25 protein-coding genes are annotated in these 26,223 nt (G+C 64.3%); 15 read left to right on the top strand and 10 right to left on the bottom strand.

The genetic code is table 11. From position 1 onward, the window contains the following. Window positions 1–137: 137 nt before the first annotated feature. The 4 genes from A3AS_RS0116900 to A3AS_RS0116885 form a co-directional block, all read right to left on the bottom strand. Window positions 138–1,280: an OpgC domain-containing protein gene (locus A3AS_RS0116900; protein ID WP_018318758.1), complete on the bottom strand. Its 1,143-nt coding sequence runs from the start codon at window positions 1,278–1,280 to the stop codon at window positions 138–140. A gap of 185 nt (window positions 1,281–1,465) precedes the next feature. Further along, entirely contained in the window at window positions 1,466–1,921 is a 456-nt protein-coding gene (locus A3AS_RS0116895) for a hypothetical protein (RefSeq protein ID WP_018318757.1), read from the bottom strand. 94 nt (window positions 1,922–2,015) lie between these two features. Continuing rightward, entirely contained in the window at window positions 2,016–2,387 is a 372-nt protein-coding gene (locus tag A3AS_RS0116890; RefSeq protein ID WP_026202065.1) for a YqjD family protein, read from the bottom strand. A 78-nt stretch (window positions 2,388–2,465) separates the two neighbouring features. After that, a complete protein-coding gene (locus A3AS_RS0116885) occupies window positions 2,466–3,578 on the bottom strand; it encodes an AI-2E family transporter (protein WP_018318756.1) in 1,113 nt (370 codons plus the stop codon). A gap of 209 nt (window positions 3,579–3,787) precedes the next feature. Here A3AS_RS0116885 and A3AS_RS0116880 point away from each other — a divergent pair, with 209 nt between their 5' ends. Both A3AS_RS0116880 and A3AS_RS0116875 read left to right on the top strand, forming a co-directional pair. Next, window positions 3,788–4,567: a L,D-transpeptidase gene (locus tag A3AS_RS0116880; RefSeq protein WP_018318755.1), complete on the top strand. Its 780-nt coding sequence runs from the start codon at window positions 3,788–3,790 to the stop codon at window positions 4,565–4,567. A 17-nt stretch (window positions 4,568–4,584) separates the two neighbouring features. Next, entirely contained in the window at window positions 4,585–5,232 is a 648-nt protein-coding gene (locus A3AS_RS0116875) for a DUF2865 domain-containing protein (RefSeq protein ID WP_020508692.1), read from the top strand. 167 nt (window positions 5,233–5,399) lie between these two features. On the opposite strand, the gene A3AS_RS0116870 is transcribed toward A3AS_RS0116875, so the two are convergent. Then, on the bottom strand, window positions 5,400–7,493 hold the full coding sequence (locus A3AS_RS0116870; RefSeq protein WP_018318753.1) for a methyl-accepting chemotaxis protein: 2,094 nt from the start codon (window positions 7,491–7,493) through the stop codon (window positions 5,400–5,402). A gap of 270 nt (window positions 7,494–7,763) precedes the next feature. Between A3AS_RS0116870 and A3AS_RS46620 the strand changes: the two genes are divergently transcribed. Then, entirely contained in the window at window positions 7,764–7,919 is a 156-nt protein-coding gene (locus tag A3AS_RS46620; RefSeq protein WP_007599832.1) for a Thivi_2564 family membrane protein, read from the top strand. A 94-nt stretch (window positions 7,920–8,013) separates the two neighbouring features. Here the strand turns inward: A3AS_RS46620 and A3AS_RS0116860 are convergent, their stop codons facing one another. The 4 genes from A3AS_RS0116860 to cysD form a co-directional block, all read right to left on the bottom strand. Beyond that, the gene (locus A3AS_RS0116860; RefSeq protein ID WP_008546815.1) at window positions 8,014–8,214 is read right to left on the bottom strand and encodes a CsbD family protein; all 201 of its coding nucleotides are present in this window, start codon (window positions 8,212–8,214) and stop codon (window positions 8,014–8,016) included. A 132-nt stretch (window positions 8,215–8,346) separates the two neighbouring features. Next, window positions 8,347–10,512 carry a malate synthase G gene (locus tag A3AS_RS0116855; protein WP_018318751.1) on the bottom strand — a complete coding sequence of 722 codons (2,166 nt, stop codon included), beginning with the start codon at window positions 10,510–10,512 and terminating at the stop codon, window positions 8,347–8,349. Between the two features lie 293 nt (window positions 10,513–10,805). Next, window positions 10,806–12,722 carry an adenylyl-sulfate kinase gene (gene cysC, locus A3AS_RS0116850; RefSeq protein ID WP_018318750.1) on the bottom strand — a complete coding sequence of 639 codons (1,917 nt, stop codon included), beginning with the start codon at window positions 12,720–12,722 and terminating at the stop codon, window positions 10,806–10,808. A 20-nt stretch (window positions 12,723–12,742) separates the two neighbouring features. Further along, entirely contained in the window at window positions 12,743–13,537 is a 795-nt protein-coding gene (gene cysD, locus A3AS_RS0116845; RefSeq protein ID WP_026202064.1) for a sulfate adenylyltransferase subunit CysD, read from the bottom strand. Window positions 13,538–13,782: 245 nt separating this feature from the next. Between cysD and cysG the strand changes: the two genes are divergently transcribed. The 12 genes from cysG (at window position 13,783) to A3AS_RS0116785 (ending at window position 25,093) form a co-directional block, all read left to right on the top strand. Next, window positions 13,783–15,207, top strand: coding sequence for a siroheme synthase CysG (gene cysG / locus A3AS_RS0116840; RefSeq protein WP_018318748.1), 1,425 nt, complete (start codon window positions 13,783–13,785; stop codon window positions 15,205–15,207). Continuing rightward, the gene (locus A3AS_RS0116835) at window positions 15,204–15,521 is read left to right on the top strand and encodes a DUF2849 domain-containing protein (protein ID WP_018318747.1); all 318 of its coding nucleotides are present in this window, start codon (window positions 15,204–15,206) and stop codon (window positions 15,519–15,521) included. The genes cysG and A3AS_RS0116835 overlap by 4 nt, the downstream gene beginning before the upstream one ends. Window positions 15,522–15,532: 11 nt before the next feature. Then, entirely contained in the window at window positions 15,533–17,188 is a 1,656-nt protein-coding gene (locus tag A3AS_RS0116830) for a nitrite/sulfite reductase (RefSeq protein ID WP_018318746.1), read from the top strand. Further along, window positions 17,175–17,690 (top strand): DUF934 domain-containing protein, encoded by a 516-nt coding sequence (locus A3AS_RS0116825; protein WP_018318745.1) that lies wholly within the window; start codon window positions 17,175–17,177, stop codon window positions 17,688–17,690. Before A3AS_RS0116830 ends, A3AS_RS0116825 begins: the two co-directional genes overlap by 14 nt. Then, window positions 17,687–18,418, top strand: coding sequence for a phosphoadenylyl-sulfate reductase (locus tag A3AS_RS0116820; protein WP_018318744.1), 732 nt, complete (start codon window positions 17,687–17,689; stop codon window positions 18,416–18,418). Before A3AS_RS0116825 ends, A3AS_RS0116820 begins: the two co-directional genes overlap by 4 nt. Before the next feature lie 120 nt (window positions 18,419–18,538). Then, a complete protein-coding gene (locus A3AS_RS0116815; RefSeq protein WP_049814905.1) occupies window positions 18,539–19,540 on the top strand; it encodes a sulfate ABC transporter substrate-binding protein in 1,002 nt (333 codons plus the stop codon). Between the two features lie 88 nt (window positions 19,541–19,628). Continuing rightward, complete coding sequence (gene cysT / locus A3AS_RS0116810) at window positions 19,629–20,414, top strand: sulfate ABC transporter permease subunit CysT (RefSeq protein WP_049814902.1); 786 nt, start codon at window positions 19,629–19,631, stop codon at window positions 20,412–20,414. Window positions 20,415–20,424: 10 nt separating this feature from the next. Next, window positions 20,425–21,348 (top strand): sulfate ABC transporter permease subunit CysW, encoded by a 924-nt coding sequence (gene cysW / locus A3AS_RS0116805; RefSeq protein WP_018318741.1) that lies wholly within the window; start codon window positions 20,425–20,427, stop codon window positions 21,346–21,348. Continuing rightward, window positions 21,338–22,372 (top strand): sulfate/molybdate ABC transporter ATP-binding protein, encoded by a 1,035-nt coding sequence (locus A3AS_RS0116800; RefSeq protein WP_018318740.1) that lies wholly within the window; start codon window positions 21,338–21,340, stop codon window positions 22,370–22,372. Before cysW ends, A3AS_RS0116800 begins: the two co-directional genes overlap by 11 nt. 172 nt (window positions 22,373–22,544) lie before the next feature. Continuing rightward, entirely contained in the window at window positions 22,545–23,048 is a 504-nt protein-coding gene (locus tag A3AS_RS0116795) for a CAP domain-containing protein (RefSeq protein WP_018318739.1), read from the top strand. A gap of 78 nt (window positions 23,049–23,126) precedes the next feature. Next, the gene (locus tag A3AS_RS0116790) at window positions 23,127–24,302 is read left to right on the top strand and encodes a patatin-like phospholipase family protein (protein WP_018318738.1); all 1,176 of its coding nucleotides are present in this window, start codon (window positions 23,127–23,129) and stop codon (window positions 24,300–24,302) included. Between the two features lie 2 nt (window positions 24,303–24,304). After that, on the top strand, window positions 24,305–25,093 hold the full coding sequence (locus A3AS_RS0116785) for a 3-hydroxybutyrate dehydrogenase (protein ID WP_018318737.1): 789 nt from the start codon (window positions 24,305–24,307) through the stop codon (window positions 25,091–25,093). Window positions 25,094–25,231: 138 nt separating this feature from the next. On the opposite strand, the gene A3AS_RS0116780 is transcribed toward A3AS_RS0116785, so the two are convergent. Beyond that, window positions 25,232–26,056 (bottom strand): sulfite exporter TauE/SafE family protein, encoded by an 825-nt coding sequence (locus tag A3AS_RS0116780; RefSeq protein ID WP_018318736.1) that lies wholly within the window; start codon window positions 26,054–26,056, stop codon window positions 25,232–25,234. Window positions 26,057–26,223: the final 167 nt, after the last annotated feature.

The raw sequence follows: 26,223 nt of genomic DNA, 5'->3' as shown, positions 1-26,223 counted from the left end.
TCTCCGCATAGCGCAGCCGCTGCTTTCGGCCTAGCAGAATCGCACGATTCTCTGGCCAGAGTGTTTTCGAGCGAAGTGGATCCCGGCTCGCGTGGAACCTAAAGCGCGATGACGATTCCTCCTCATCGCATCGCGCATTAGGTCTGCTGCCGCAAGACCTTCGGCAGATCCTGCCACTTCGACCAGGCGACGTAGTAGGCCACCGCGGTCATCGCGGCGAAGCCGGCGAGGCTCACCACGATCTGCATCACCACCAGATTGGCGCTGGTGATCAGGATGAGATGGCCGGCAAACGAAAGGAATACCCCGACGCAGAACACGGCGAGCCATTCCTCGCCGCATCTGATGACCGCCTGCAGCGGCTTCAATTGCAGGCCGGGATGATCGGCCGGAATGAGATGGGTCGCCAGAAAGGCGAGTGCGAGGAAGTGAAGCACGCGATAGGGCGCAAGGTTTTCCTTGTCGGTCGGCGCGATGCTGTCGAGGAGGATGTCCGGCAGGTAAGCCGACATTGCCGGCGAATGGCGCAGCAAGGTGATGGCCATCGCGAATACGAGATAGGTGCCGGCGAGAATCCGCAGCCAGGGCATGTCGCGTAGCGCGCGTCCGGGCGCGCCTGTCACGGCGAACCAGCCCCCGAGCACCATCAGCATCTGCCAGCAGAGCGGATTGAAGGTCCATTCCTGGTCCGGATAGACCCGGAAATTCCAGTCGAACCAGCGTGCGGCAAGGTACAGCGCGACCGATGCCGCCAGGGTCAGGTTCGGCCACCGCAACAGGCCCCACAGCGCGAACGGAAAGAAGGCCATCAGCGGGATCATCAGCTGCAGGAGGTCGAGGTTCAGCGGCTCCTCCTGGAGCACGAGGCCGCGGACCAGGATCCTCAGCGGGTGCTCGAGGATGCCCGAGATGTTGTATTCGTGGATGATCTCCGGCGCCATCGATTGCGAGGCGACGTAGGCGATGGTGTCGATATAGATCACGAACAGCACGACATAGGCGGCGTAGAGTCGCCAGACGCGGCGGAAGATGCGCGTCGCCGCCACGAGGTAACCCCGTTCAAGCTCCATCCGGCCGTGGATGATGGCGACGCCATAGCCCACGACGAACACGAACAGGTCGGCGGCGCCGCTGAAGCCGAAATTGCGCAGCGTCAGCAGGTTGACGACGTTGTTCGGGATATGGTCGACGAAAACCGACCAGTTGGCGATACCGAGCGTCAGATACAGCCTGGCGTCGTGATGGAATGCGGCGAGGTTCGCCTTAACGGACGGTTTCATTGATTAAAATAGCTTTGGGAATCAGGGTGATACTTTTAACGGCAACTGCCTGCCCATCCGAGTAGCGTTTGCGTGATGGCTGGGGGCATCCGCCGTTATGGCGCGAAATTGCGCGGTGTCTTATGGACGTTCTGATTGATGCGCTCGGAGGACTTACAACGAAATTTTCTAACCTGTTCTTACCGCTATTCGGCGGGCTCGGCCGACGCCTCGTCAGGAACGCCGGCGCGACTCGCCATGATGCCGAGGGCGACGCCTCCGATCGCCAGGATCGGCAGCAGTCGCTTGACCCCGATGGCACGAACGATCTGCAGCCCGGTGGCGAGCAGCATGGGGTCCGCGAGCATGCTCTGCGCTGCCGACTTGGCGGCGCGCTCGGCCGCGATCCGGGCACGCTTCTGCACCTCGCGCTTGTAGCCCCAATAAGAACCTGCCGCTGCCAGCGTCAGCAGGAAGAAGATGCCGGCGCCGGCCAGACAGGCCTGCACCGGGCCATATTTCTCGAGCACCGAGATGAAGGCGGCGGCGCAAAGGAAGCACGTCGTCACGAACAGCGCGAAGGCCGCGCCCGCGGCAAGCGAGGTCAGCCGCACCGTCGTGCCGGTGGATGCACTGATCCCATCGATGATGCGCTGAAACATGGCCCTCGCTCCTCAGTTCCCCGCAAGCCAAACCGTCACGGGCCGACACCGGCAATGCGCCGGTGCCGACGCCTCAACACGCGTCCCGCAAATCTTACCGGCGCCAGGCGGCACCGATCAGAAAGCCGATGCCGAGCGCGAGTCCGACGGTCGCAAGCGGCCGCTGTGTGATCGCGTCTTCGAGCGTCTCCTCGATCGAGCCGTAGGCTTCCTGGGCCGCGCCCATCATTGCACTGCCGCGCTCTGACACGTCGTCGAGCGCGGTATCCATGTTCTCGCGCGCCTGACGATAGCCGCGGCGGGCCTGCTTGCTGGTGGAATTGGCAAATGTGTTGAGCGCGTCGGTGATCTGGTCGGTGAGGGCGGCGATATCGCTTTTCACGGCTGCTACATCCTTCTCGAGGCGTTCTCTGGTGGCTTTGTCGGTCCAGTCTTTCATCCCGGCTTCGGCATCGGTCGTGGACATCGGGAGCTCCAAACTGTTGACGGCTGAGATAGCCGGAAAACGTTTCGTCGTCGGGGAAGTTCCGTTCGCGGAAACCGGTCAGTCCTGCGGAAGCTGCGGCCCATCCGCCGGTAACAGATGCTCCTTCAGGATCAGCGCGACGATCAGGAGCGGCGACGACAGGAATGCGCCCATTGGGCCCCACATCCAGGTCCAGAAGGCCAACGCGAGCAGGACTGCTAGTGCATTCAGCGCTAGCCGCCTGCCAATGATCGTGGGGGTGATGAAGTGTCCTTCCAGAAAGGTAAGACCGCCGAAAGCGAGTGCCGCCATCAGACCGCCGCTGATGGTCGGAAAGGCGACCAACCCGACCACAACCAGCACCGCGAACATCGCGACCGGCCCGATGATGGGGATGAAGTTGAGCGTTGCCGCGAGCGCGCCGAGCCCGGCCGGATTGGGCATTTTAGTGAGCGCGCAGATGAGACCGGTGCCGACACCGACGCCGACATTGATGAGGGTCACCGTCAGGAGATAGTTGCCGAGATGTACCTCGATCTCGTTGAGAATCCGGAGCGTGCGGAGCCGCGCGTCACGATCGCTGAAGGTCATGATCATGGCCCGCCGCAGGTCGCGCCAGCTGGCGATGAACAGGATGAGGGTGACGAAGAATAGCAGGAATTCGGTAAAGGTCGGTGACAGGAATTCGAGGGTCGGCTGCACCCACTCGACTTTCGGCATCTGGAAGTTCGGCAGCCCTTCCGATCCGCCGACCATGGTCTGCAGCTCGCGCCACAGCGCCAGCGGCCGGTCGAACACGTGCAACTTGTCCTTCAGTTGCGCGCCGAGCTCCGGCAGGCGCGTGCTCCACTCCATCACCGGAGAGGCGATCAGCGCCACCACGAAGGCGACCACGGCGGTCCCCGCGACCACAATCAGAACGGCACCTACGCTGCGCGGCACCTTGTACCGCTCCAGAAAGCCCGCCGCCGGCGACAGCATGGTGCCGGTGACGAAGGCCATCACGACCGGCAGGAAGAAAGCTCTTCCAACGTAGAGCACGGTAACGACCGCAATCAGTAACAAGCCGGCAAGCGCGAAGGCGACGAATTCTGTGCGGCGGATGACTGGCGGCAGCTCGATATGGCTGTCGGGAAGCGGGCTGCCTTCGCTGTTGCCGGAAATCAGACTTTCACTGGGAAGGACGCGCACAATCTCTCTCCCGCACGGAAGCCTCGCACCGCGCGCCCATTGATTTGCCGATAATGCGCGAGCCGAGCGGCGGTTCCATCGCGGCTTCGTGAACGCGCGCTCGCTTGACTGTGACAAGGATGCCGCGCGAAGGGCCGGAACCTGTATCGCTCCCGCGGCGTTTGTTCGCAAGCGCATCACCCTGATGCACGCATCCAACGGGGCAGCACATGACAAAGTTCTCTGCAGTCCGTCGCAGCTTCTCGCCGCGCGCCGTCACCGCCTTCGCCTTCGCAACCGCTCTGCTGACGGTGCCTTTCGATGGCGCGAGCGCGCAGACATTCGGCTATGCTCCGATGCAGCCGCAGGCATATCCGCAGGACCAGGGTTATGCGCAGGGCTACGTGAATGAAGCGCCGCAGCCGCAGGCGGCGGACGAGGATGCCCAGCTGCCCGATCGTCTGCGCAAGCAGATCGTCGGCTTCGACCGCAGCGAGCCGGCCGGCACCATCGTCATCGATACCAACAACACCTATCTCTACTACGTGCTCGGCAATGGTCGTGCGATCCGTTACGGCGTCGGCGTCGGCCGCGAAGGCTTCACCTGGTCCGGCGTGCAGAGTGTCAGCCGCAAGGCGGAATGGCCGGACTGGCATCCGCCGGCCGAGATGATTGCGCGCCAGCCCTATCTGCCGCGCTTCGTCGCCGGCGGTCCCGGCAACCCGCTCGGCGCGCGTGCGATGTATCTCGGCTCCAGCGAATACCGCATCCACGGCACCAACGATCCCTCTACGATCGGCAAGTTCGTCTCCTCCGGCTGCATCCGCATGACCAACGAGGACGTCACCGACCTGTTCAGCCGCGTCAATGTCGGCGCCAAGGTCGTGGTGCTGCCGAAGAACGCGCCGCTGATGGCCAAAGGCAGCGACCCCGCGCGTAAGCGTCCAGCCGTGACGGCGATGCCGTCGGGCCGGCAGGCGCTGAACATCGCGACGTCGGCCGTGAACTAGGAGTAAGAGTGAGCCAAATGAGCAGACGCCTGATTGGCAAAGTGGCTGGCGGTACGGCGATCATGGTCGTCGTCTCCGCCGGTCTGGCATTCGCACCGTCGGCGCACGCGGAGGATTTCTTCTCGGCGCTGTTCGGTGCGTTCGGAGGGCGGCCTCCACAGATCCGGACGCCGTTCCCGAACGATGACATGCCGCGCTACGATGTCCCCCGGCAACGCGCCGCCTATGGCGGCGGCACGGCCTATTGCGTGCGCGGCTGCGACGGCCGCTACTTCCCGGCGCAGGGCAATGATGCCGAGAGCAAGGCGCAATCCTGCAAGAGCTTCTGCCCGGCGTCGGAGACCTCGCTGGTCTATGGCGGCAACATCGACGACGCCATGACCGACAAGGGAAAATCTTATTCCGAATTGCCCAATGCGTACCGCTATCGCAATGAGATTGTCGCGGGCTGCACCTGCAACGGTAAGGATCCGGTCGGGCTTGCGCAGGTCAAGGTCGAGGACGATCCCACCCTGCGCAAGGGCGATATCGTCGCCGGCGCCGATGGCCTGGTGGTCGCCAGCCGCAATGCCAACGACCGCCGCGGCGTCGCGATGAATTTTTCGCCGCTGCCGGAATCGGTGCGCGCCAAATTCCGCCAGGTGCCGGTGGTGGCGAAGGAGTAGGGCGGCGGCTTCACGTGGGGCCCAGCGCTCCCGCCTCAATCTCCGCTGTCATCCCCGACAAGCGAAGGCAACCACGAGTCTTCGCCAAACTACTCCCTGTGGTTATGGATCCCCGCGTTCGCGGGGATGACACCGGAGGTGTAGGGGCAGCTTCTATCTAACCAATGTTACGCCGCGCGGATCTTGCCGAGGAAGTCGCTGACCTCATGGCCGAGCTGGCGGCTCTGGCTCTCCAGCATCTCGGAGGCCTGCTTCACATTGTCGGCGGCTGCGGCGGCAGCGTCCGCATCGGCTTTGACGCCGGTGATGTTGTCCGAGACGTTCTTGGTGCCCTGCGCCGCGAATTGCGTGCTGCGTGTGATCTCCTGCGTCGCCGCGCCCTGCTCCTGCACGGCGGCGGCAATGGCGGTCGCCACTTCGTTCACTTCGCCGATGATGCCGCCGATGGTCTGGATCGCGTTGATGGCGTCGCCGGCGACTTTCTGGATGTCGGCGATCTGCTCGGAGATCTCTTCGGTCGCCTTCGCGGTCTGGCTTGCCAGCGACTTCACTTCGGAGGCGACCACGGCAAATCCGCGGCCGGCTTCGCCGGCGCGCGCCGCTTCGATGGTAGCGTTGAGCGCGAGCAAATTGGTCTGCGCCGCGATGGTGTTGATGAGGCCGACCACCTCGCCGATGCGCCCCGCCGATTGCGCCAGCCCCTGAACGGTGCTGTCGGTCTCGCGCGCCTGCGTGACGGCGCGGCTGGCGATGCCTGCGGCATGGGCGGCCTGCTGGCTGATGTCGTTGATTGAGGCCGAGAGCTCCTCGGCGGCGGCGGCGACGCTGTCGACGCTCATGGAGGCGTCGTTGGAGGCCTTGCCGGCGACCTGCACGCGGTCGTTGGTCTGGCGCGACACGGCAGAGAGGTCGCCCGAGGTCTTGCGCATCTCGCCGGAGGCTTCGCTCAATTCGCCCAGCGTCTTGCGCACCGCGCCCTCGAACTCGCCGACATAGGCCTCGACGGCGCGCTGGCGTGCGGCAGCGCCCGTATTGCGCTCGCGTTCCTGCTCTTCGATCTTGAGCTTGTCGGTGGCCTGCTGCTTGAAGGTCTCCAGCGCGCCGGCCAGTGCGCCGATCTCGTCCTGGCGATCGAGATAGCCGCTGTCGACGGCAAGGTCGCCGCCGGCGACCTTCAACATGGCGTCGCGGATGGTGTTCAGGGGATGGATCACGCGGCGGCTCACGAGCATGACAGCGCCGACGGCAAGGCCGATGGCGAGCGCCAGCAATCCGAGCTGCACGATCAGCGCGCGCTGCGCAGCGCCGCGCTGCTCCAGCGTATGGACCTTGGCGGCGTCGAGGGCGGCTTCCGCCACGGTGACAGCGCTGGAAAGGCGGCCGACCGTGAGCGGGCTCCATTGGTTGGCGGTCATCTCGGCCTTCTCGCCCTTGACCAGCGTGTCAGCGAGGCGGTCCCGCAGGGTCAGGTATTGCGGCTCGAAATAGGCGGTCTTGGCCGCGGCCATGGCGGAGACGAGCGCGGGCGGCAACTGCATGCCCGAGGTCGACAATTCCAGCGCCTTCCACGTCGCCGACGTGCCGCCGACATGCTGGGTGTAGCTGTTGCGGGCTTCCGGTGTGATCTTGCCGGCGGCAAGACCGGTCGAGACGACCAGCGACGCTTCGCCCGCGGTGTTGCGGAGCAGCCAGGCGTTCTGCTTGATCGACAGCAATTGGTCGATCACGGGGTCCTGGTGATTGACGGTGGCGGCCAGGACGTTCGACAGCTTGTCGAGCGTTTCGAGCAGGCCGCCCGTCGTCTCCATATATTCCTTCGGCAGACCGGCACGACGCTGATCCCTGGGCTTGGCCATATCCGCCCAAAACTGTTTCTGCTCTTCGGTCAGCCGCTTGTGGAGGCGCGCGAGCTCCGGCACCAGCGTGGCCGATTGCGGGAAGTCCATGACCGGCAGCAGTTCCAGCGCGCGTGCCATTGCGGGCATCTCGGTGTCCCGGATCGCGCGCAGATATTTCTCGATCTCGGCATCCATCGGTTCGGCCGAGCTGAGGAGCCGTGTCGTGGTCGAGCGGTCGGTGCGCAGGCTGTGCATCGCCTTGAACAGATCGGCGGATGCGTCGGCGGTCTTCGAGATGCGGTTGGCGGTCTTGAGGCGATCCCAGGATTCATAGGCAGTGAGCGAGAGCGCGAGCACCACGCAGGCCGACGTGATCGCGATCACCGCCTTCAGCAGCGCGGATACGGTCAGACGATTCAGCATCGAAGTCCCCCAATTCCCATTGCAAAACTCAAAAAGACGCCCGGCAGCATCGAGAAACGGGGGCGCGCCAGATCGGCAATCGCATGCCGTTTGCGGCTCGGAGCGCAAACGGTCCTCGGATCTGAAAGCAAAAGGGTAAAATTTTAGGCAGGCCGTCCGATCGTAGAAGTACGTATTTACTAGAAGTTGCAGTGGGTTGCCGCGATGGAACCGGTGCGGGAGACAGGCGTTAGGATGGTGGTCGCAATTTGCCTGAAGGGGGTTCTCGCGATGCTGGTGGGCGTGCTCGTCACTTTTCTCGTCGTTATTCTCGTCCTTTATCTCATCAACATGCTGCCGATGGACGGCCGCGCCAAGCAGATCGCGCGCGTGGTCGTCATCATCATCGGCATCGTCTCGCTGCTGAAATATCTCGCGGTGTTCTAGCAAGGGATCATAGCCCGGATGAGCGAAGCGACATCCGGGCTGCCGCTCCTAGACAAAAAGCCCCGGCTTTCGCCGGGGCTTCGTTCGTGCCGCTTTAGTGCAGCGACTTTAGCCAGTCGTCGACATCCTGACGAACCTGGTCCTTGGCCTTGCCGTAACGTTCCTGAAGCCGGCCTTCGAGTTGCTCGCGGCGTCCCTCGATCAATTGGAGGTCGTCGTCGGTGAGCTTGCCCCATTTCTCCTTGGCCGATCCCTTGAACTGCTTCCAGTTTCCTTCGATCCGATTCCAGTCCATGACCATCTCCCAATGGTTGATGGCACGACAACGCGAGCGCCGCGCAGCCTGTTCCGCGCCGCGCCGCGACGTTTCGCCCAACAAAAAAGCCCCGGTTCGCGCCGGGGCTTTTGACGTTTCTGTGACTTTCGCTCAGCCGTTCGCCTTGGCCTCGCGGCGGCGCGCGGTAAGAATGTATTCGGTGTAGCCGTTCGGCTGCTCGCGGCCTTTGAAGATGAGGTCGCAGGCGGCCTTGAAGGCGACGCCGTCGAAGGCGGGCGCCATCGGCTTGTAGATGGCGTCGCCAGCGTTCTGCTTGTCGACCACGACCGCCATCCGCTTGAGCGATTCCATCACCTGCGCCTCGGTGATCACGCCCTGGTGCAGCCAGTTGGCGAGATGCTGGCTGGAGATGCGCAAGGTGGCGCGGTCTTCCATCAGGCCGACGTCGTGGATGTCGGGCACCTTGGAACAGCCGACGCCCTGGTCGATCCAGCGCACGACATAGCCGAGGATGCCCTGGCAGTTGTTGTCGATCTCCTGCTTGACGTCATCGGGCGCCCAGTTCGACTTCGACACCGGAATGGTGAGGATGTCCGAAAGCTTTGCGCGCGGTCCGCCTTTGGTGAGCTCTTCCTGGCGAGCGATCACGTTGACCTGGTGGTAGTGCAGCGCGTGCAGCGTCGCCGCAGTCGGCGAGGGCACCCAGGCGGTCGTGGCGCCGGCCTGCGGATGGCCAAGCTTCTGCGCCAGCATGTCCGCCATCTTGTCGGGGGCGGCCCACATGCCCTTGCCGATCTGAGCATGGCCGGGCAGGCCACAGGTCAGGCCCATGTCGACGTTCCAGTCCTCATAGGCCTTGATCCAGGCCTGCGCCTTCATCTCGTTCTTGCGGATCATCGGGCCCGCTTCCATCGAGGTGTGGATCTCGTCGCCGGTGCGGTCGAGGAAGCCGGTGTTGATGAACATGATGCGCTTGGAGGCGCGCTGGATGCAGGCCTTGAGATTGACGGTGGTGCGGCGCTCCTCGTCCATGATGCCGACCTTGAGCGTGTTCTCAGGCAGCGACAGCATCTTCTCGACGCGATCGAAGATCTCGCAGGTGAGCGACACCTCGTCCGGGCCGTGCATCTTCGGCTTGACGATATAGGCCGATCCGGTGCGGCTGTTCTTGACCTTCGAATTGCCCTTGAGGTCGTGGATGGCGAGCAGGCCGGAGACGGCGGCGTCCAGAAGGCCTTCCGGAATCTCCTCGCCCTTCTCGTCCAGCACCGCGTCGGTGAACATGTGGTGACCGCAATTGCGCATCAACAGCAGGCTGCGGCCGTGCAGCTTCACTTCGCCCTTGCCGTCCGGCGTCTTGTAGACGCGGTCTGCGTTGAGCGAACGCGTCAGCGTCTTGCCGCCCTTTTCGAAGTCAGCCGACAGCGTGCCGTTCATCAGGCCGAGCGTGTTGCGGTAGACCAGCACCTTGTCCTCGGCATCGACCGCGGCGACCGAGTCTTCCATGTCCAGAATGGTGGAGACCGCGGCCTCCATGATCATGTCGGCGACGCCGGCGGGATCGTCCTTGCCGATCGCGCTGCTGCGGTCGATCTTGACCTCGACATGCAGGCCGTTGTTGGCGAGCAGCACGGCCGAGGGCGCAGCCGCATCGCCCTGGAAGCCCGCGAATTGCGCCGCGTTCTTCAGTGCGGTGGCATTGCCGCTCTTCAGCTTCACCGCGAGCTGGCCCGCGACGACGCTGTAGGCGGTGACGTCGGTATGGCTGCCGGTTGCGAGCGGCACGGCGGCGTCGAGGAACGCCTTGGCCTTGGCGATCACCTTGTCGCCGCGCGCTTTGTTGTAGCCTTTGCCGCTCTCGGCAGCGTCATGCGGGATCGCGTCGGTGCCGTAGAAGGCGTCATAAAGCGAGCCCCAGCGTGCGTTCGCCGCGTTGAGTGCATAGCGCGCATTGGTGAGGGGCACGACGAGCTGCGGGCCGCAGATCTTGCCGATTTCCTCGTCGACATTGGCGGTCTCGACTTTCTGCGTCGCCGGCTCCGGAACGAGGTAGCCGATCTCCTTCAGGAAGGCGGTATAGGCGTTGATGTCGAACGCCTTGCCCTTGTTGGCACGGTGCCAGTCGTCGATCTTGGCCTGCAACGTGTCACGCACCGCCAGCAGCGCACGGTTCTTCGGCCCCAGATCCCTGATGATGGCGGCAAGCCCGGCCCAGAACGCATCCGGCGCGATCCCCGTTTTCGGGGCCGCTTCCTTGGCGATGAAATCAAACAGGACGGGAGCGATCTTCAATCCGTGGGCGTCGACGCGTTTCATGATGGGCTTTCTTGTTGGAAATGGCTGTTTTTGGCTGCTTTTGACCCGACAGCAGCAAAATGCGCCCGCGAGGGAGCGGCTTTCGGGGCCCTATTAGCCCCAAAACCAGGGCGGTGAGAAGACCCCCAAGGGTTTGTCAAAATGTCAAGAGGAGGTGGGGAGGCGCTCACCACTGTCATTCCCCGCGAAAGCGGGGAATCCAGTACGCCGCGGCTTCTTCGCATCCATCGCTGTCTCTGGAATACTGGGTCGCCCGGTCAAGCCGGGCGACGACAGCGGGGGCTAGGATAGCCTCAAATATTCGCGGCGAGGTCCACGGCCTCGTCGAACAGCACGCCCGTTGTCTTCAGCATCTGCTCGATCTCGTCTGCCGCCTCGGCGACTGTTCGGGTCGAGGTGTCGATGACGAGCTCGGCCGCTTGCGGCGTTTCGTAGTCGTTGCCGATGCCGGTGAACGACGCCAGCGCGCCGGCGCGGGCCTTCTTGTAGTGCCCCTTGGGATCGCGATCCTCGCAGACCTCCGCCGGCGTCGCGACATGGATCTCGCGGAACGCGGTGTCGGCGATGCGGCGCGCCGCGGCGCGGTCCTCGCGCGCGGGCGAGACCGCGGCGACGATGGCGATATGGCCGTTACGGGCGAGATGCGTTGCGACTTCGGCAAGGCGGCGGATGTTCTCGCTGCGATCAGCAGTGGAGAAGCCGAGATCGCTGTTGAGCCCGGCGCGCAGCGTGTCGCCGTCGAGCAGGATCGGCGAGCCGCCATTGGTGAACAGCCTCCGCTCCAGCGCCTTGGCGAGCGTCGACTTGCCCGACGCCGGCAAGCCGGTGAGCCAGACCACGGCGCCATTGTGCTGATAGCGCGCGGAGCGCTCGTCGGGACGAAGTGCGGATTCCACCGGCACGATGTCGACGGGCACGGCGCGCTGGCCGGCATCGACCGACAGCACCAGACCGCCACCGGCGATGCGCCCGGAGACCTCGATCACGAGACGGCCGGTGCGCGGATTCTCGGTGTAGGGATCGGTGGCGATCGGATTCGACAGCGAGATGTCGATCTCGCCGACATGGTTGCGTCCGATCGCCTTGTTCTCGCTGCTCGAGAGCTCGCCGGGATCGACCGCCTTCTCGATCGCCACGACGGTGGCGCGGCTTTCCTTCGGCCCGCAGCGAACCAGCAGCTGGTCGCCCTTGGCGAGTGGCTTGTCGTGCAGCCAGAAGATACGCGCACGCAGCCGGCGCGTCTCGCGCGGGGCGCTGCCGGCATGCGCGACGATGTCGCCGCGCTCGATGAACAGTTCGCGGTCGAGCGTGATGCCGACCGAGCGGCCCGCGCCCTGTCGTCCCGCAACCGGCGTCGCCGGCCAGCTCTCGACCGTCTTGATCTTCGCGATCTTGCCGGCCGGCATGATCACGATCTCGTCGCCGGCAATGAGGCTGCCGGACTCGATACGGCCCGCCACGATGCGGCGGTCGTCGAACTTGTAGATCGCCTGCACCGGCAGCCGCAGCGCCAGCGCTTCCAGCGGCCGCGCCGGTTCGAGGGCGTCGAGCGCCTCGACAACCGTCGGGCCCCTGTACCAGGAGATACGGTCGGTGCGCATCGCAACGCCGTCGCCGTCGCGCGCGGAGATCGGGATCACGGCCGTGGGCTTTACGCCGAGGCCGTTCAGATGCGCGGAGATCTCGTCGCTGATCTCCTTGAAACGCTCTGCGGAGAAGTCGACGCGGTCCATCTTGTTGACGACGATCGCGACCTGCTTCACGCCGAGCAGATGCAGGAGATAGCCGTGCCGCCGTGTCTGGTCGCGCACGCCTTCGAGCGCGTCGATGATCAGCACCGCGCCGTCCGCCTGGGAGGCGCCGGTGATCATGTTGCGCAGGAATTCGGCGTGGCCGGGCGCGTCGATCAGAACGATGTCGCGCGAATTGGTGCGGAAGCGGATCTGCGTGGTGTCGATGGTGATGCCCTGGTCGCGCTCGGTCTGCAGCGCATCGAGCAGAAACGACCATTCGAACGGCATGCCGCGCCGCGCACTGACGGCCTTCAGCATCTCAAGCTTGCCGTCGGGCAGGCTGCCGGTCTCGTGCAAGAGGCGGCCGACCAGCGTCGATTTGCCGTGGTCGACGTGGCCGACGATGACGATGCGGACCTGCGGACGGGTGGTGCCGTTCGGGGTGGCTGGCGAAGTGGGAGTGACGATCATGTTCATATCGCGCTCGCGTCCTGAGATCAGAGATAGCCGGCGACGCGCAGGCGCTCGAAGGCGTCCTCGGTCTCGTGGTCGAGTGCGCGGCCGGCGCGCTCCGGCACCTTGGTCTGCTCGAGCTCGATCAGGATCTCGTCGATGTTGGACGCGGTCGATGCGACCGGATTGGTGATGTCCTGATCCCCCAGCGAGCGATAGCGCTTGCCGTCCTTGGCGAGATACAGCGGGATGATCGGGATGTTCTCGCGCTTGGTGTAGGCCCAGATGTCGGCCTCGGTCCAATGCAGGATCGGGTGGATGCGCAGATGCGCGCCCTGCGGCGGCGAGGCGTTGAAATGGTCCCAAAACTCCGGCGGCTGGTCGCGCACGTCCCAATTGCCTTCCAGGCCGCGCGGCGAGAACACACGCTCCTTGGCGCGCGTCGCCTCCTCGTCGCGGCGGATGCCGGCGATCAGGCCGTCAAAGCCGAATTTGCCGAGCGCCATCTTGAGGCCTTCGGTCTTGCGCGCAGCGGAGCGGGCGGCCGGCGGCAGCGTCGGATCGACTGCATCGATGGGCGGGCAGGGCTCGACGCGCAAATCGAGATCCCACTCTTTGCCGTAGTGATCTCGAAAGCGGTACATCTCCGGAAACTTCTTGCCGGTGTCGACATGCAGCGCCGGGAAGGGCACGCGGCCGAAGAACGCCTTCCGCGCCAGCCAGATCATGACGTTGGAGTCCTTCCCGAGCGACCACAGCAGCGCGATCTTCTTCAGCCGGGCGAACGCCTCGCGGAAGATGTAGATGCTCTGCGCCTCGAGCTGGTCGAGATGGTCCATGCTGGGGGCAAGGTCAGCAGAAAATTCTTGCGTGCGTGCGCGCTCGGCCGGGGCCGCGCTGCTCAGTCCGCTCGCTGCGGAATCGTCCTTGAGAAGATGCATCTCTGCCACTTTGCGTTTGGAGGCGAAAATTCTATAGTTGCGGCGCGGAAGAGAAGAAAAAATTTTCTCTTTGCGCGCTCGAAACGACACATATATAGAAAATAATTCCAGTCAACCCCGGATGTGGGGGAAGCGAGTATCGCATGCGGTTCTTGCCGGTGTTTCTCGATCTCAAGGCCGGTCCGGTGATCCTCATCGGCGCGGGTGAGCTTTTGCGTGCCAAGCTGCGCGTGCTCTCTGCCGCCGGTGCGCGCATCCGCGTGCATGCGATCGACGGCAATCATGAGCTGGGCCTGAACTCCGGGGATGCAGCGCGTATCGAGATCGCGTCGGGCGATCCGCTCACTGCCGATCTCGCGGGAGTCATCGCCGTCGTCTGCGCAGGCGCGGGTGATGTCGGCGTGGCGATGTCGGTTCGCGCCAAGGCGCTCGGCCTGCCCGTCAACGTCATGGACGATCTCGAACATTCCAGCTTCATCTTTCCCGCGATCGTCGATCGCGGCGATGTCGTGGTCGCGGTCGGCACCGGCGGCACTTCGCCCGTCGTGGCACGGCGCGTGCGGGAGAAGATCGAGGCGCTGCTGCCGGCGCGCATCGGCGAGCTCGCCGAGTTCATCGGCGGCTTCCGCAAGTCCATCAACGAGCGCATCACCGAGTTTTCGCTGCGCCGCCGGTTCTGGGAGCGCGTCATCGACGGCCCGATCGGCGCCGCCGTGCTCGGCGGCCGTAGGAGCGAGGCGGATGCCGCGCTCAAGGCAATTGCCGATCCCTCCGAATTCGCGCGTGCCGAAAAGCCGGAAGGCTCGGTCGCGCTGGTCGGCGCCGGTCCCGGCGATCCCGATCTTCTCACCATCAAGGCGCTGCGCGCATTGCAGGACGCGGACATCGTCTTCCATGACGAGCTGGTCTCGGGCGAAATTCTCGACCGCATCCGCCGCGACACCACGCGCGTTCCGGTCGGCCGCCGCGTCGGCAAGCCCGGCATCGGCCAGGACGCCATCAACAAGCGCATGATCGAAGCGGCGCAAGCCGGCCAGCGGGTGGTGCGGCTGAAGGGCGGCGATCCCTTCGTGTTCGGCCGTGGCGGCGAAGAGGTTGAAGCGCTGCGCGCGGCAGGTGTCGCCTATTCGATCATTCCGGGCATCACCGCGGGGCTCGGCGGCGCCGCCGATTTCGAGGTGCCGCTCACTTATCGTCATGAAGCGACCCGCATCACCTTCCTCACCGCGCACAAGGCGCGCGATGCGGAAGTCGTGGACTGGTCGACGCTGACCGACACCAAAATGACCGTCGTGGTCTACATGGGCATGACCGCCGCGCCCGCAGTGCGCGCCGGCCTGTTCGCCGCCGGCCGTTCGCCGGAGACGCCGGTCGGCGTGTTCGCGCGCGTGAGCCGTCCCGATGCGCAAGGCGCGATCGGCACGCTGCGCGATCTCCCCGAACTGGTGCGGCGGGTCAGCGGCGGTCCCGCCATTCTCATCATCGGCGAGGTGGTCCGGCATGCCGGTTTCCTTCGCCGCGAAACCCCAAAGCAAATCATCTCTGACCTATTGGATGCAGCCGAATGACCTCGCCGCTTGAACAGAAGAAGATCAAGATCGCCGGCCCCTCGATCGTGACCGCCAACCGGACCTGGGACGGCATCGTGGTTTATCGCACCGCCGCCAAGAGCTGGTCTGCGGACCTGTCGGAAGCTGCGATCGTGCGCAACTCCGACGAGGCCAAGGCGTTGCTTGCGGAGTCCGTCGCCGATGACGTCGGCGCGATCGGTCCCTATATCGCCCCGGTGCAGGTCGGCGCGGATGGCAAGATCGAACCCGGCAATCTGCGCGAACAGATCCGCCGCACCGGTGTGACCATCGGACAGTCGGCCCAGGTTTAAGGCGCTTTCTTATGTATGCTTACGACGAAATCGATCGCACGCTCGTCAACGAGCGCGTCTCGGAGTTCCGCGACCAGGTGAAGCGGCGCCTCTCCGGCGAGCTCACCGAGGACGAGTTCAAGATTCTGCGCCTGCAGAACGGCGTCTATCTGCAACTGCACGCCTATATGTTCCGCGTCGCGATCCCCTATGGCACGCTGGCGACGAACCAGCTGCGGGCGCTCGCCCATGTCGCGCGCAAATATGACCGCGGCTATGGCCATTTCACCACGCGGCAGAACATCCAGTTCAACTGGATCAAGCTCGCCGAATTGCCGGACGCGCTGGAAGATCTCGCCAAGGTCGGCATCCACGCGATGCAGACCTCCGGCAATAACATGCGCAACGTCACCTCTGACCAGTGGGCCGGCGTCGCACCGGGTGAGATCGAGGATCCCCGCATCTGGTCGGAGCTGATCCGCCAGCATACCACGCTGCATCCGGAATTCTCGTTCCTGCCGCGCAAGTTCAAGATCGCGATCACCGCGTCGGACCACGACCGCGCCGCAATCAAGATCCACGACATCGGCCTCCGCCTGATCAAGAACGAGAAGGGCGAGACCGGCTTCGAGGTGCTGGTCGGCGGCGGTCTCGGCCGCACGCCGTTCATCGCCAAGACCATCAAGCACTTCGTGCACGGCCGCGATATCCTGAGCTATATCGAGGCCATCCTGCGCGTCTACAATCAGTATGGCCGCCGCGACAACATCTACAAGGCGCGCATCAAGATCCTGGTCCATGAGCTCGGCATCGAGAAGTTCTCCCGCGAGGTCGAGGAGGAATGGCAGCACATCCGCAACTCCTCGCTCCAGATCGACGACGAGGTGATCGAGGACATCCGTTCGCGCTTCTCCTATCCTCCTTACGAAAAGCTGCCGCACATGCCGGACGAGCTTCGGCAGGCCGCGGCCGATCCCGACTTCGAAGCGTGGCGCAAGAACTCGGTCTCTCCGCACAAGAACCAGGGCTATGCCATCGTCACGATTTCGCTGAAGCCGATCGGCGCGCCTCCGGGCGATGCCACGGCGGAGCAGATGGATGCGCTGGCCGATCTCGCCGACAAATATTCCTTCGGCGAAATCCGCGTCGGCCACGAGCAGAACCTGGCGCTGCCGCACGTCGCCAAGCGTGACCTGCCGGCGCTATGGAAGGCGCTCGACAAGCTTGGCCTCGCGACGCCGAACGTCAACCTGATCACCGACATCATCGCCTGCCCGGGTCTCGACTATTGCTCGCTGGCGAATGCGCGCTCGATCCCGATCGCGCAGGAGCTGACGCGGCGCTTCGCCAACCACGAGCTCGCCAACCTGATCGGCCGGCTCCACATCAACATCTCCGGCTGCATCAACGCCTGCGGCCATCACCATGTCGGCCATATCGGCATTCTCGGCGTCGAGAAGAACGGCGAGGAGGTCTACCAGATCACCATTGGCGGCCGTGCCGACGAAAATGCTGCGCTCGGGAACCTGATCGGACCGGGCGTCAAGTTCGACGAGGTCGCCGACGTCGTCGAGGACATCGTGGAAGCCTATCTGGCGCTGCGCGAGCGGCCCGAAGAGCTGTTCATGGACACCGTGAAACGCCTCGGCGTCGAACCCTTCAAGGAGCGCGTTTATGCCACTCGTTAACGGCGGAAAGATCACGGGCGACAGTTTCGTCAAGCTGGCCGTCGACACGCCGCTGCCCGAGGGCGGCGACATCCTGGTGCCGGCCGAGCGCTTCATCGGCGAGGCCGACGCGCTGCTCAAGCGCGCCGGCAAGGTCGGCGTGATTTGGCCGAACAACCGCGACATCGCCGAACTGGTCCCCTATCTCGGCAAGACCGCCGTCGTCGCGCTGGTGTTCCCGACCTTCCGCGACGGCCGCGCCTACAGCCAGGCCCGCCTGCTGCGCGAGCGCTACAATTACCGCGGCGAATTGCGCGCCACCGGCCAGGTGCTGCGCGACCAGTTCGTGTTCATGCTGCGGGCCGGCTTCGATTCCTTCGACGTCAAGAAGCAGGCCGACGCGGAAGCCTTCATGCAGACCGCCAAGCGCTATTCGGTGTTCTACCAGCCGACCGGCGATGGCCGCATCACGGCCTTGCACCGGCGCATGCAGCTGCGCCATTCCGAGGGCGTCGGCACGTGAACGCGATCGCGCCTCAGGTTTCGCCAACGTCCGCCTCTGCGCTGCCGTCTGCGGACGAACTCGATCGCGCGTTGCGCGATGCCTCGCCCGCGGAGATCGTCGCCGCGGCGCTGAAGACGGTCGGGCGCGAAAAGCTTGCGCTGGTGTCGTCGTTCGGCACGGAATCGGCGACGCTGCTGAAGGTCATGGCGGATGTCGACCCCGCGATTCCCGTGGTCTTCCTCGATACCGGCTGGCTGTTCGAGGAGACGCTGGCCTATCGCGATACGCTGATCGCGACGCTTGGCCTGAAGGACGTCCGCTCGATCAAGCCGGCCGAAGAAACATTGTCGCGTGACGATCCCGATCGCGATCTCTGGTTCTCCGATCCCGACGCCTGCTGCCGCATTCGTAAAGTCGAGCCGCTGGCGCGGGCATTGAAGCCGTTTTCGGCCTGGCTCAACGGCCGCAAGCGCTTCCAGGGCAATGCGCGCGCCGACATTCCGGTGGTTGAAGACGATGGCGAGCGGTTGAAGTTCAACCCCTTCGCCAACGTCTCGCGCGAGGAACTGGAGGCCATCTTCGTCCGCGCCAAATTGCCGCGTCATCCACTCGCCGCCTCCGGTTTCCTGTCGGTTGGGTGTATGCCTTGCACGAGCAGAACGGCCGAGGGTGAGGATGAACGTGCCGGTCGCTGGCGCGGCCGGGCCAAGACAGAATGCGGCATCCACACGATGAAGACTTCGTAGCACAGCCACGCTGCCACGCTGCGAACAAGAAAATCCGGTTTCGTTGACTTAAGCGCGTTTCGCCGCGAGTTTCGCCTGCCTTCGCTGACACCGATGTCGTCGAAGTGAATGGAGATGGACATGATGCGCCGTATCGTTCCGCTCGCTGCAGGACTTCTCGCGACGGTTTTTGTGGCAAGCGCGGCTCTCGCTGCCGACATCAATCTGCTCAACGTGTCGTATGATCCGACGCGCGAGCTTTATGCCGAATTCAACAAGGCGTTCGCGAACGCCTATCAGAAGGAAACCGGCAAGAGCGTCGAGGTCAAGCAGTCGCATGGCGGCAGCGGTTCGCAGGCGCGCGCGGTGATCGACGGATTGCAGGCCGATGTGGTGACGCTCGCGCTCGCCTACGACATCGACGCGATCGCCGGCAAGGGCCTCACGGCGACGGACTGGCAGAAGCGGTTGCCGCAGAATGCGTCACCCTACACCTCCACCATCGTGTTCCTGGTGCGCAAGGGTAATCCCAAGGCGATCAAGGATTGGGACGATCTGATCAAGCCGGGCGTTGCCGTGATCACGCCGAACCCGAAGACGTCGGGCGGCGCGCGCTGGAATTATCTGGCGGCCTGGGGCTTTGCGCAGAAGAAATACGGCTCCGCCGACAAGGCCAAGGACTTCATCGGAAAGCTCTACCAGCAGGTGCCGGTGCTCGATACCGGCGCGCGCGGCGCCACCGTGACCTTCGTCGAGCGCGGCGTCGGCGACGTGCTGCTGGCCTGGGAGAATGAGGCGTTTCTCGCCCTGAAGGAATTCGGCCGGGAGAAATTCGAGATCGTGGCGCCGCCGCAATCCATGCTCGCCGAGCCGCCGGTCGCGATCGTCGACAAGGTTGCCGATAAAAAAGGCACCCGCAATGCCGCCGATGCCTACCTCCAGTACTGGTACACCAGGGAGGGGCAGGAGATCGCCGCGCGCAACTTCTACCGCCCGCGCGATGCCGACATTGCCAAAAAATACGAAAATGCCTTCGCAAAGGTCGAACTATTCACGATCGACGACGTTTTCGGTGGTTGGACCAAGGCGCAGAAGGAACATTTTGCCGACGGCGGCATCTTTGACCAGATCTATAAGAACTGATCTGGCGCTGTCTTAATGGGCTTTAGCAGGGGGCCTGGTGAGCGCACTCGCAGCACGACGCCGGACATTGCCGGGCTTCGGTCTCACCATGGGACTGACGCTTTCCTGGCTGTCGATCATCATCCTGATTCCGCTCGCCGGGCTGTTCCTGAAATCGCTCGAGCTCAGCCCCGAGCAATTCTGGAGCATCCTCTCCAGCCGCCGCACCCTGAATGCCCTCAGGGTTTCCTTCGGCCTTGCGTTCGCGGCGGCCTGCGTCAACCTCGTCATGGGCAGCATCATCGTCTGGGCGCTGGTGCGCTACCGCTTCCCCGGCCGGCGGCTGTTCGACGCCATCGTCGACGTGCCCTTCGCGCTGCCGACGGCGGTCGCCGGCGTCGCGCTGACTGCGCTGTTCGCCGAGAAGGGCTGGCTCGGGGCACCGCTCGCGGCGCTCGGCATCAAGGTGGCCTTCACGCCGGTCGGCATCTTCGTCGCCATGATCTTCATCGGCATTCCCTTCGTGGTGCGCACGGTGCAGCCGGTGCTGCAGGATCTCGACCCCGAGATCGAGGAAGCCGCGGGAAGCCTGGGCGCCAGCCGCTGGCAGACCATCATCCGCGTGATCCTGCCTTCGCTGGCGCCGGCGCTGCTCACCGGACTCGCGCTCGCCTTTGCCCGCGCGGTCGGTGAATACGGCTCGGTGATCTTCATCGCCGGCAATCTGCCGAATGTCTCCGAGATCGCGCCGCTCTTGATCGTGATCCGGCTGTCCGAGTTCCGCTACGCCGACGCGACCGCCATCGCGGTGGTCATGCTCGTCGTCTCCTTCGTCATCATTTTCGCCGTCAACCGGCTCCAGCGCTGGGCGCGGAGCCGGATTCCGGCGCGCTGAGGAGGATGCGATGACGATGCAGATCGCAGACTCCGTGTCGCTCTCGGCTCCCGACGCCAAGGCACGTGCGAGGGCCCGGGCACATGCGGCGGCGGCGCAAGACAATCTCCGCACCGAGCCGCGCGCGGTGCGCATCACCATCATCGCGCTCGCGATCATCTTTCTTTCCGTCTTCGTCGTGCTGCCGCTGGTGGTGGTGTTCGCGCAGGCGTTCTCGAAGGGAATCCTCGCCTATCTCTCCGCGCTCGCCGAGCCGGAGGCGCTGGCTGCGATCAAGCTGACGTTGATCGTCGCGGCGATCTCGGTCGGCCTCAACCTTGTCTTCGGTCTCGTCGCCGCCTGGGCGATTGCAAAATTCGATTTCCCGGGCAAGACCTTCCTGGTCACGTTGATCGATCTGCCGTTCTCGGTGAGCCCGGTGATCTCCGGCCTTGTCTTCGTGCTGCTGTTCGGCGCACAGGGCTATTTCGGCAGCTGGCTTAGGGACCACGACATCCAGATCCTGTTCGCCGTGCCCGGCATCGCGCTCGCCACCACCTTCGTGACCTTCCCGTTCGTCGCGCGCGCGCTGATCCCCCTGATGCAGGAGCAGGGCACGCAGGAGGAGGAGGCTGCGGTTTCGCTCGGCGCCTCCGGCTTGCAGACCTTCTTCCGCGTCACGTTGCCCAACATCAAATGGGGCGTGCTCTACGGCGTCCTGCTCTGCAATGCGCGCGCGATGGGTGAGTTTGGCGCGGTCTCCGTCGTCTCCGGCCATATCCGCGGCGAGACCAACACGATGCCGCTGCTGGTCGAGATCCTCTACAACGAATACCAGTTCGTCGCCGCCTTCGCGATTGCCTCGCTGCTGGCGATGCTGGCGCTGATCACGCTGATCGCAAAGACGGTTCTCGAACGTCACCTCGACGAAGGACACGACGCCAGTGACCATTGAAGTCAAAAATCTCGTCAAGAAGTTCGGCAGTTTTGCCGCCCTCGACGGCGTCGACCTCAAGGTCGACAATGGAGAATTGCTGGCGTTGCTCGGTCCGTCAGGCTCCGGCAAGACCACCTTGCTCCGGATCATCGCAGGCCTCGACTGGCCTGATTCCGGCGAGGTCACCTTCAATGGCGAGGACGCGCTGGCGCAGGGCGCGCGCGAGCGGCACGTCGGTTTCGTATTCCAGCACTACGCGCTGTTCCGCCACATGACCGTGTTCGAGAACGTCGCCTTCGGCCTGCGCGTGCAGCCGCGTGCGGTCCGCAAGGACGAGGCCGCGATCCGTGCCCGGGTGAAAGAGCTGCTCGATCTCGTGCAGCTCGACTGGCTCGCCGATCGTTATCCGAGCCAGCTTTCCGGCGGCCAGCGCCAGCGCATTGCGCTCGCCCGCGCGCTCGCGATCGAGCCGCGAATCCTGCTGCTCGACGAGCCCTTCGGCGCGCTCGATGCCAAGGTGCGGAAAGAGCTGCGCCGATGGTTGCGCTCGCTGCATCATGAGATCAACGTCACCTCGATCTTCGTCACCCACGACCAGGAGGAAGCGCTCGAAGTCGCCAACCGCGTCGTCGTCATGGACAAGGGCAGGATCGAGCAGATCGGTTCGCCCGATGACGTCTATGAAAGCCCGGCAAGCGCGTTTGTCCACGGCTTCATCGGTGAATCCATCGAGCTGCCGGTCCAGGTCGAAGCTGGGGTGATCCGGCTCGGCGACCGGCCGCTTCGGCTCGCGGCGGACGGGCTTGCGCCTGGCGCGTCAAAACTGTTCGTGCGGCGACATGACATGCTGGTCGGGCCCCCCGGCAGCAGCGCCTTCGAGGGCGCGGTTCAGCACGTCCGCAATTTCGGTCCGGTGCAGCGCGCCGAGGTCGCATTGTCCGGCGGCGAAACAATCGAGATCGACGCCCCCCGCGACAAGGAACTGCGCGCCGGGGACACCATCGGCCTCGAGCCGCGCCGTTACCGGATATTTTCGGGGTAGAAATTCCCGTCATTCCGGGATGGTCCGAAGGACCAGACCTCAGGTGCGCAATTGCGCACCATAGTTTAGTGCCGCGCACTGCCCCGGAATGACACCGAGCAGATTTTCATCAAAATTCACCTTTCAGCCACGGTTGGTATGCAACAACGGCCCCTCATTCGGGGGCTCCTACATGCGCGCTGCGGCCGCAATTCTCATCACTTTGCTGCTTGCCGGCTGTGCCGGCAACGAGGCACCGGTCCAGCAGCCGTCCATGTACGCCGACATGGCGGTCCCGGGCTCCAAGCTCGATGCGCAGGCGGCCGCGATCATGATCTCGCAATATCGCCAGAACAACGCGCTCGGCACCGTTGTCATCGATCCCGATCTGATGCGGCTCGCCGAATCCCAGTCCCAGGCCATGGCCGCCGCCAACAAGATGGATCACGACGTCCGCGCGCCGCTGGCCAAGCGCCTGGCCACCGGCGGCTATCCCGCCACCGTTGCCGTCGAGAACGTCTCGGCCGGCTATCATACGCTGGCGGAAGCGTTTTCCGGCTGGCGCGACTCGCCACCCCACCGCGCCAACATGCTCAAGGGCGGTGTCACAAAACTGGGCATCGCGGCAAGCTATGCTCCCGGCACCAAATACAAGGTGTTCTGGACCATGATCCTGGCCTCGACCGAGCCCCGATAAGCCAGACTTGATCCCGGGATGCATTGACGCCGCGGCAGAGGGTCGCCACGGTGGCTCGCCTTTTGCTATTGTTCCTGCATGACAGATCGTAGCCCGGAATCCGCCAGCATCCCCGCGAATGCGCAGCGCGTCCTTGTCCTTCAGGGCGGCGGCGCGCTTGGCTCCTATCAGGCCGGCGCCTATCAGGCGCTGTGCGGCCACGGTTTCGAGCCGGAATGGGTCGCCGGCATCTCGATCGGTGCGGTCAACGCCGCCATCATCGCCGGCAATGAGGGCCCGACGCGCGTCAAGCGCCTCAAGGAATTCTGGGAGATGGTCTCCGCGCCGGTGCCGTGGAAACCGATCGGCAAGAGCGACCACAGCCGCGAGCTGTTCAATTCGACCAGTGCCGCGCTGATCGCGACCTTCGGCGTGCCCGGCTTCTTCACGCCGCGGATTCCACCGGCGCCGCTCTGGCCGCCCGGCAGCCCGCAGGCCGAGAGCTATTACGACACCGCGCCGCTGAAGAAGACGCTGGAGCGTCTGGTCGATTTCGACCGCATCAACGATTTGAAGACGCGCCTGTCGGTCGGCGCGGTCGGCGTCACCTCGGGCAACTTCAAATATTTCGACAATTACCAGTTCAGGAAGCTCGGCAAGACCATCGGCCCCGAGCACATCATGGCCTCCGGTGCGCTGCCGCCCGGCTTTCCCTCCGTGATGATCGAGGGCGAGCATTATTGGGACGGCGGCATCGCCTCCAACACGCCGCTCGACTACGTGCTCGATGCCGAGGTCGATCGCGACATGCTGATCTTCCAGGTCGACCTGTTTTCCGCGCGCGGCGATCTGCCGACCTCGCTGCTGGAGGCCGCCGAGCGCGAGAAGGACATCCGCTATTCCAGCCGCACGCGGATGAACACCGACAAGAACAAGCAGATCCACAACGCCCGCAGGGCCGTGCGCGACCTGATCGGCAAATTGCCGGATTATCTCAAGAACGATCCTTCCGTCGAATTTCTGGCGAAGGTGTCGCGCGAAAGTACCGTCACCGTCGTGCATCTGATCTACCGCAGCAAGAACTACGAATCCTCATCCAAGGATTACGACTTCTCGCACGTCGCCATGGTCGAGCATTGGGAAGGCGGCGTGCGCGACGTGCATCTGTCGATGCGCCACAAGGACTGGCTCGAGCGGCCGCAGTCCGGCGAGACCATGGTGACCTACGATCTCACGGGGGACGTTACCGCACCCCCGCCAAAAAGGAGCGAATGATTATGGGTAGTCTGTCAGGCAAGAATGCCGTCGTGACCGGATCCACCAGCGGCATCGGGCTCGCCTACGCACGTGCCTTCGCCGCCGCCGGCGCCAATGTCGTCATCAACGGCTTCGGCTCGCCGGAGGATATCGAGAAGGAGCGCGCCAAGATCGAACAGGACTTCAAGGTGAAGGCAATCTATTCGCCCGCCGACATGACCAAGCCGGCCGAGATCGCCGGCATGATCGCGCTCGGCGAGAAGACTTTTGGTTCGGTCGACATCCTCGTCAACAATGCCGGCATTCAGTTCGTCTCGCCGATCGAGGAGTTCCCGCTCGAGAAGTGGGACCAGATCATCGCCATCAACCTGTCCTCGGCCTTTCATGCCATCCGCGCTGCGGTGCCAGGCATGAAGAAGAAGGGCTGGGGCCGCATCATCAACACGGCCTCCGCGCATTCCCTGGTCGCCTCGCCCTTCAAGTCGGCCTACGTCTCGGCCAAGCACGGCATCGCCGGTCTCACCAAGACCGTGGCGCTGGAGGTCGCGACCCACAAGATCACCTGCAACTGCATCAGCCCCGGCTACGTCTGGACCCCGCTGGTGGAGCGGCAGATCCCCGACACGATGAAGGCACGCAATCTCACGCGTGAGCAGGTCATCAACGACGTCCTGCTCGATGCGCAGCCGACCAAGGAGTTCGTGACGTCCGAGCAGGTCGCGGCATTGGCGCTGTTCCTGTGCGGCGATGATGCCGCCCAGATCACCGGCACCAATCTCTCGATCGACGGCGGCTGGACGGCGGAGTAGGGGTCTTCGGAACGAGGAGCCGTAGAAGCCGCAGGGTGGGCAAAGCGAAAGCGTGCCCACCACCTCTGAATGGTGGGCACGGCGCAACTGCGCCTTTGCCCACCCTACGAGACTGAGAACCAGGCGGCCGCGTCCCGCTCAATGGGTCCAGGCCAGCGCCGTCACGAACGCCGACGACAGGTTCAATTCCGCAAACATGATCTTGCCGGCGACCACGAACAGCACGCTGGCAAGCGTCAGCCGCAGCACCGTCTCGGGCACCCGGGTCGCGCTGTAACTGCCGACGATGATGCCGGGCAGCGAGCCCATCAGCAGCACGCCCATCAACGCCCAATCCACGTCGCCGAGCGCCCAGTGCCCGATGCCGGCGACCAGCGTCAGCGGCACCGCATGGGCGATGTCGGAGCCGACGATGGTTGCCATGGGCAGGCGAGGGTAGAGCAGCAGCAGCACGGTCACGCCGACCGCACCGGCGCCCACCGACGAAATCGACACCAGCACGCCGAGCACGATGCCGGTGACAACGGTGGCAATCGCGGTGGTGCGCTCGTCGACCTGCTCGAGCCGGCCGCGATAACGCTCCATGATGGATTTGCGGAAGATCAGCGAGGTCGCGGTGAGCAGCAGCGCGAAGCACAGCACCAGATTGACCAAGCTGCGCTCGGAATCGCTTCTGAGGTCGAGCTTCCAGAGCACCAGCAGCGTCACTGCGCTCGCCGGAATGCTGCCGCAGGCGAGCCGCAGCACCGCGGGCCAGTGCACGCTGCGCGACCAGCCATGCACCACGCTGCCGCCGGCCTTGGTGGCGGCGGCATAGAGCAGATCGGTGCCGACCGCGGTGGAGGGATGAACACCGAACAGCAGGATCAGCAGCGGCGTCATCAAGGAACCGCCGCCCACGCCGGTCATCCCGACGAGCAGGCCGACGCCGAAACCGGAGGCGACGTAGAGTGGATCGATCATGTCTGGAGAATCTTAGGTTGATCTCGTCGGTTGGGCAATACGACGTAGAATAAACTTTCCCTGGGGCGCAACCGCTTGGGCAAAATAAGAAAAATTGTACTGCGCGTCGAAAATGGAGAGGTGTTTCCGGTTGTTCCCAGGCGCGCCGCGAAACACTCGTTCCCCAA

The organism is Bradyrhizobium sp. WSM2793, from assembly GCF_000379585.1.
In the GTDB taxonomy this organism is placed as follows: Bacteria; Pseudomonadota; Alphaproteobacteria; order Rhizobiales; family Xanthobacteraceae; genus Bradyrhizobium.
Note: the sequence above shows the minus strand (reverse complement) of the source record. Positions and strands in the feature narration are given on the sequence as shown.

Excerpts from the sequence above, each read along its gene's own strand:
- A3AS_RS0116895 (WP_018318757.1), bottom strand. The coding sequence starts at position 1,921 with ATGTTTCAGCGCATCATCGATGGGATCAGTGCATCCACCGGCACGACG.
- A3AS_RS0116815 (WP_049814905.1), top strand. The coding sequence starts at position 18,539 with ATGATGCGCCGTATCGTTCCGCTCGCTGCAGGACTTCTCGCGACGGTT.
- A3AS_RS0116790 (WP_018318738.1), top strand. The coding sequence starts at position 23,127 with ATGACAGATCGTAGCCCGGAATCCGCCAGCATCCCCGCGAATGCGCAG.
- A3AS_RS0116855 (WP_018318751.1), bottom strand. The coding sequence starts at position 10,512 with ATGAAACGCGTCGACGCCCACGGATTGAAGATCGCTCCCGTCCTGTTT.
- A3AS_RS46620 (WP_007599832.1), top strand. The coding sequence starts at position 7,764 with ATGCTGGTGGGCGTGCTCGTCACTTTTCTCGTCGTTATTCTCGTCCTT.
- A3AS_RS0116870 (WP_018318753.1), bottom strand. The coding sequence starts at position 7,493 with ATGCTGAATCGTCTGACCGTATCCGCGCTGCTGAAGGCGGTGATCGCG.
- A3AS_RS0116890 (WP_026202065.1), bottom strand. The coding sequence starts at position 2,387 with ATGTCCACGACCGATGCCGAAGCCGGGATGAAAGACTGGACCGACAAA.
- A3AS_RS0116785 (WP_018318737.1), top strand. The coding sequence starts at position 24,305 with ATGGGTAGTCTGTCAGGCAAGAATGCCGTCGTGACCGGATCCACCAGC.
- A3AS_RS0116825 (WP_018318745.1), top strand. The coding sequence starts at position 17,175 with ATGCCACTCGTTAACGGCGGAAAGATCACGGGCGACAGTTTCGTCAAG.
- cysC (WP_018318750.1), bottom strand. The coding sequence starts at position 12,722 with ATGAACATGATCGTCACTCCCACTTCGCCAGCCACCCCGAACGGCACC.
- A3AS_RS0116835 (WP_018318747.1), top strand. The coding sequence starts at position 15,204 with ATGACCTCGCCGCTTGAACAGAAGAAGATCAAGATCGCCGGCCCCTCG.
- A3AS_RS0116830 (WP_018318746.1), top strand. The coding sequence starts at position 15,533 with ATGTATGCTTACGACGAAATCGATCGCACGCTCGTCAACGAGCGCGTC.
- cysD (WP_026202064.1), bottom strand. The coding sequence starts at position 13,537 with ATGGACCATCTCGACCAGCTCGAGGCGCAGAGCATCTACATCTTCCGC.
- A3AS_RS0116880 (WP_018318755.1), top strand. The coding sequence starts at position 3,788 with ATGACAAAGTTCTCTGCAGTCCGTCGCAGCTTCTCGCCGCGCGCCGTC.
- A3AS_RS0116795 (WP_018318739.1), top strand. The coding sequence starts at position 22,545 with ATGCGCGCTGCGGCCGCAATTCTCATCACTTTGCTGCTTGCCGGCTGT.
- cysT (WP_049814902.1), top strand. The coding sequence starts at position 19,629 with ATGGGACTGACGCTTTCCTGGCTGTCGATCATCATCCTGATTCCGCTC.
- A3AS_RS0116780 (WP_018318736.1), bottom strand. The coding sequence starts at position 26,056 with ATGATCGATCCACTCTACGTCGCCTCCGGTTTCGGCGTCGGCCTGCTC.
- cysW (WP_018318741.1), top strand. The coding sequence starts at position 20,425 with ATGACGATGCAGATCGCAGACTCCGTGTCGCTCTCGGCTCCCGACGCC.
- cysG (WP_018318748.1), top strand. The coding sequence starts at position 13,783 with ATGCGGTTCTTGCCGGTGTTTCTCGATCTCAAGGCCGGTCCGGTGATC.
- A3AS_RS0116860 (WP_008546815.1), bottom strand. The coding sequence starts at position 8,214 with ATGGACTGGAATCGGATCGAAGGAAACTGGAAGCAGTTCAAGGGATCG.
- A3AS_RS0116875 (WP_020508692.1), top strand. The coding sequence starts at position 4,585 with ATGAGCAGACGCCTGATTGGCAAAGTGGCTGGCGGTACGGCGATCATG.
- A3AS_RS0116900 (WP_018318758.1), bottom strand. The coding sequence starts at position 1,280 with ATGAAACCGTCCGTTAAGGCGAACCTCGCCGCATTCCATCACGACGCC.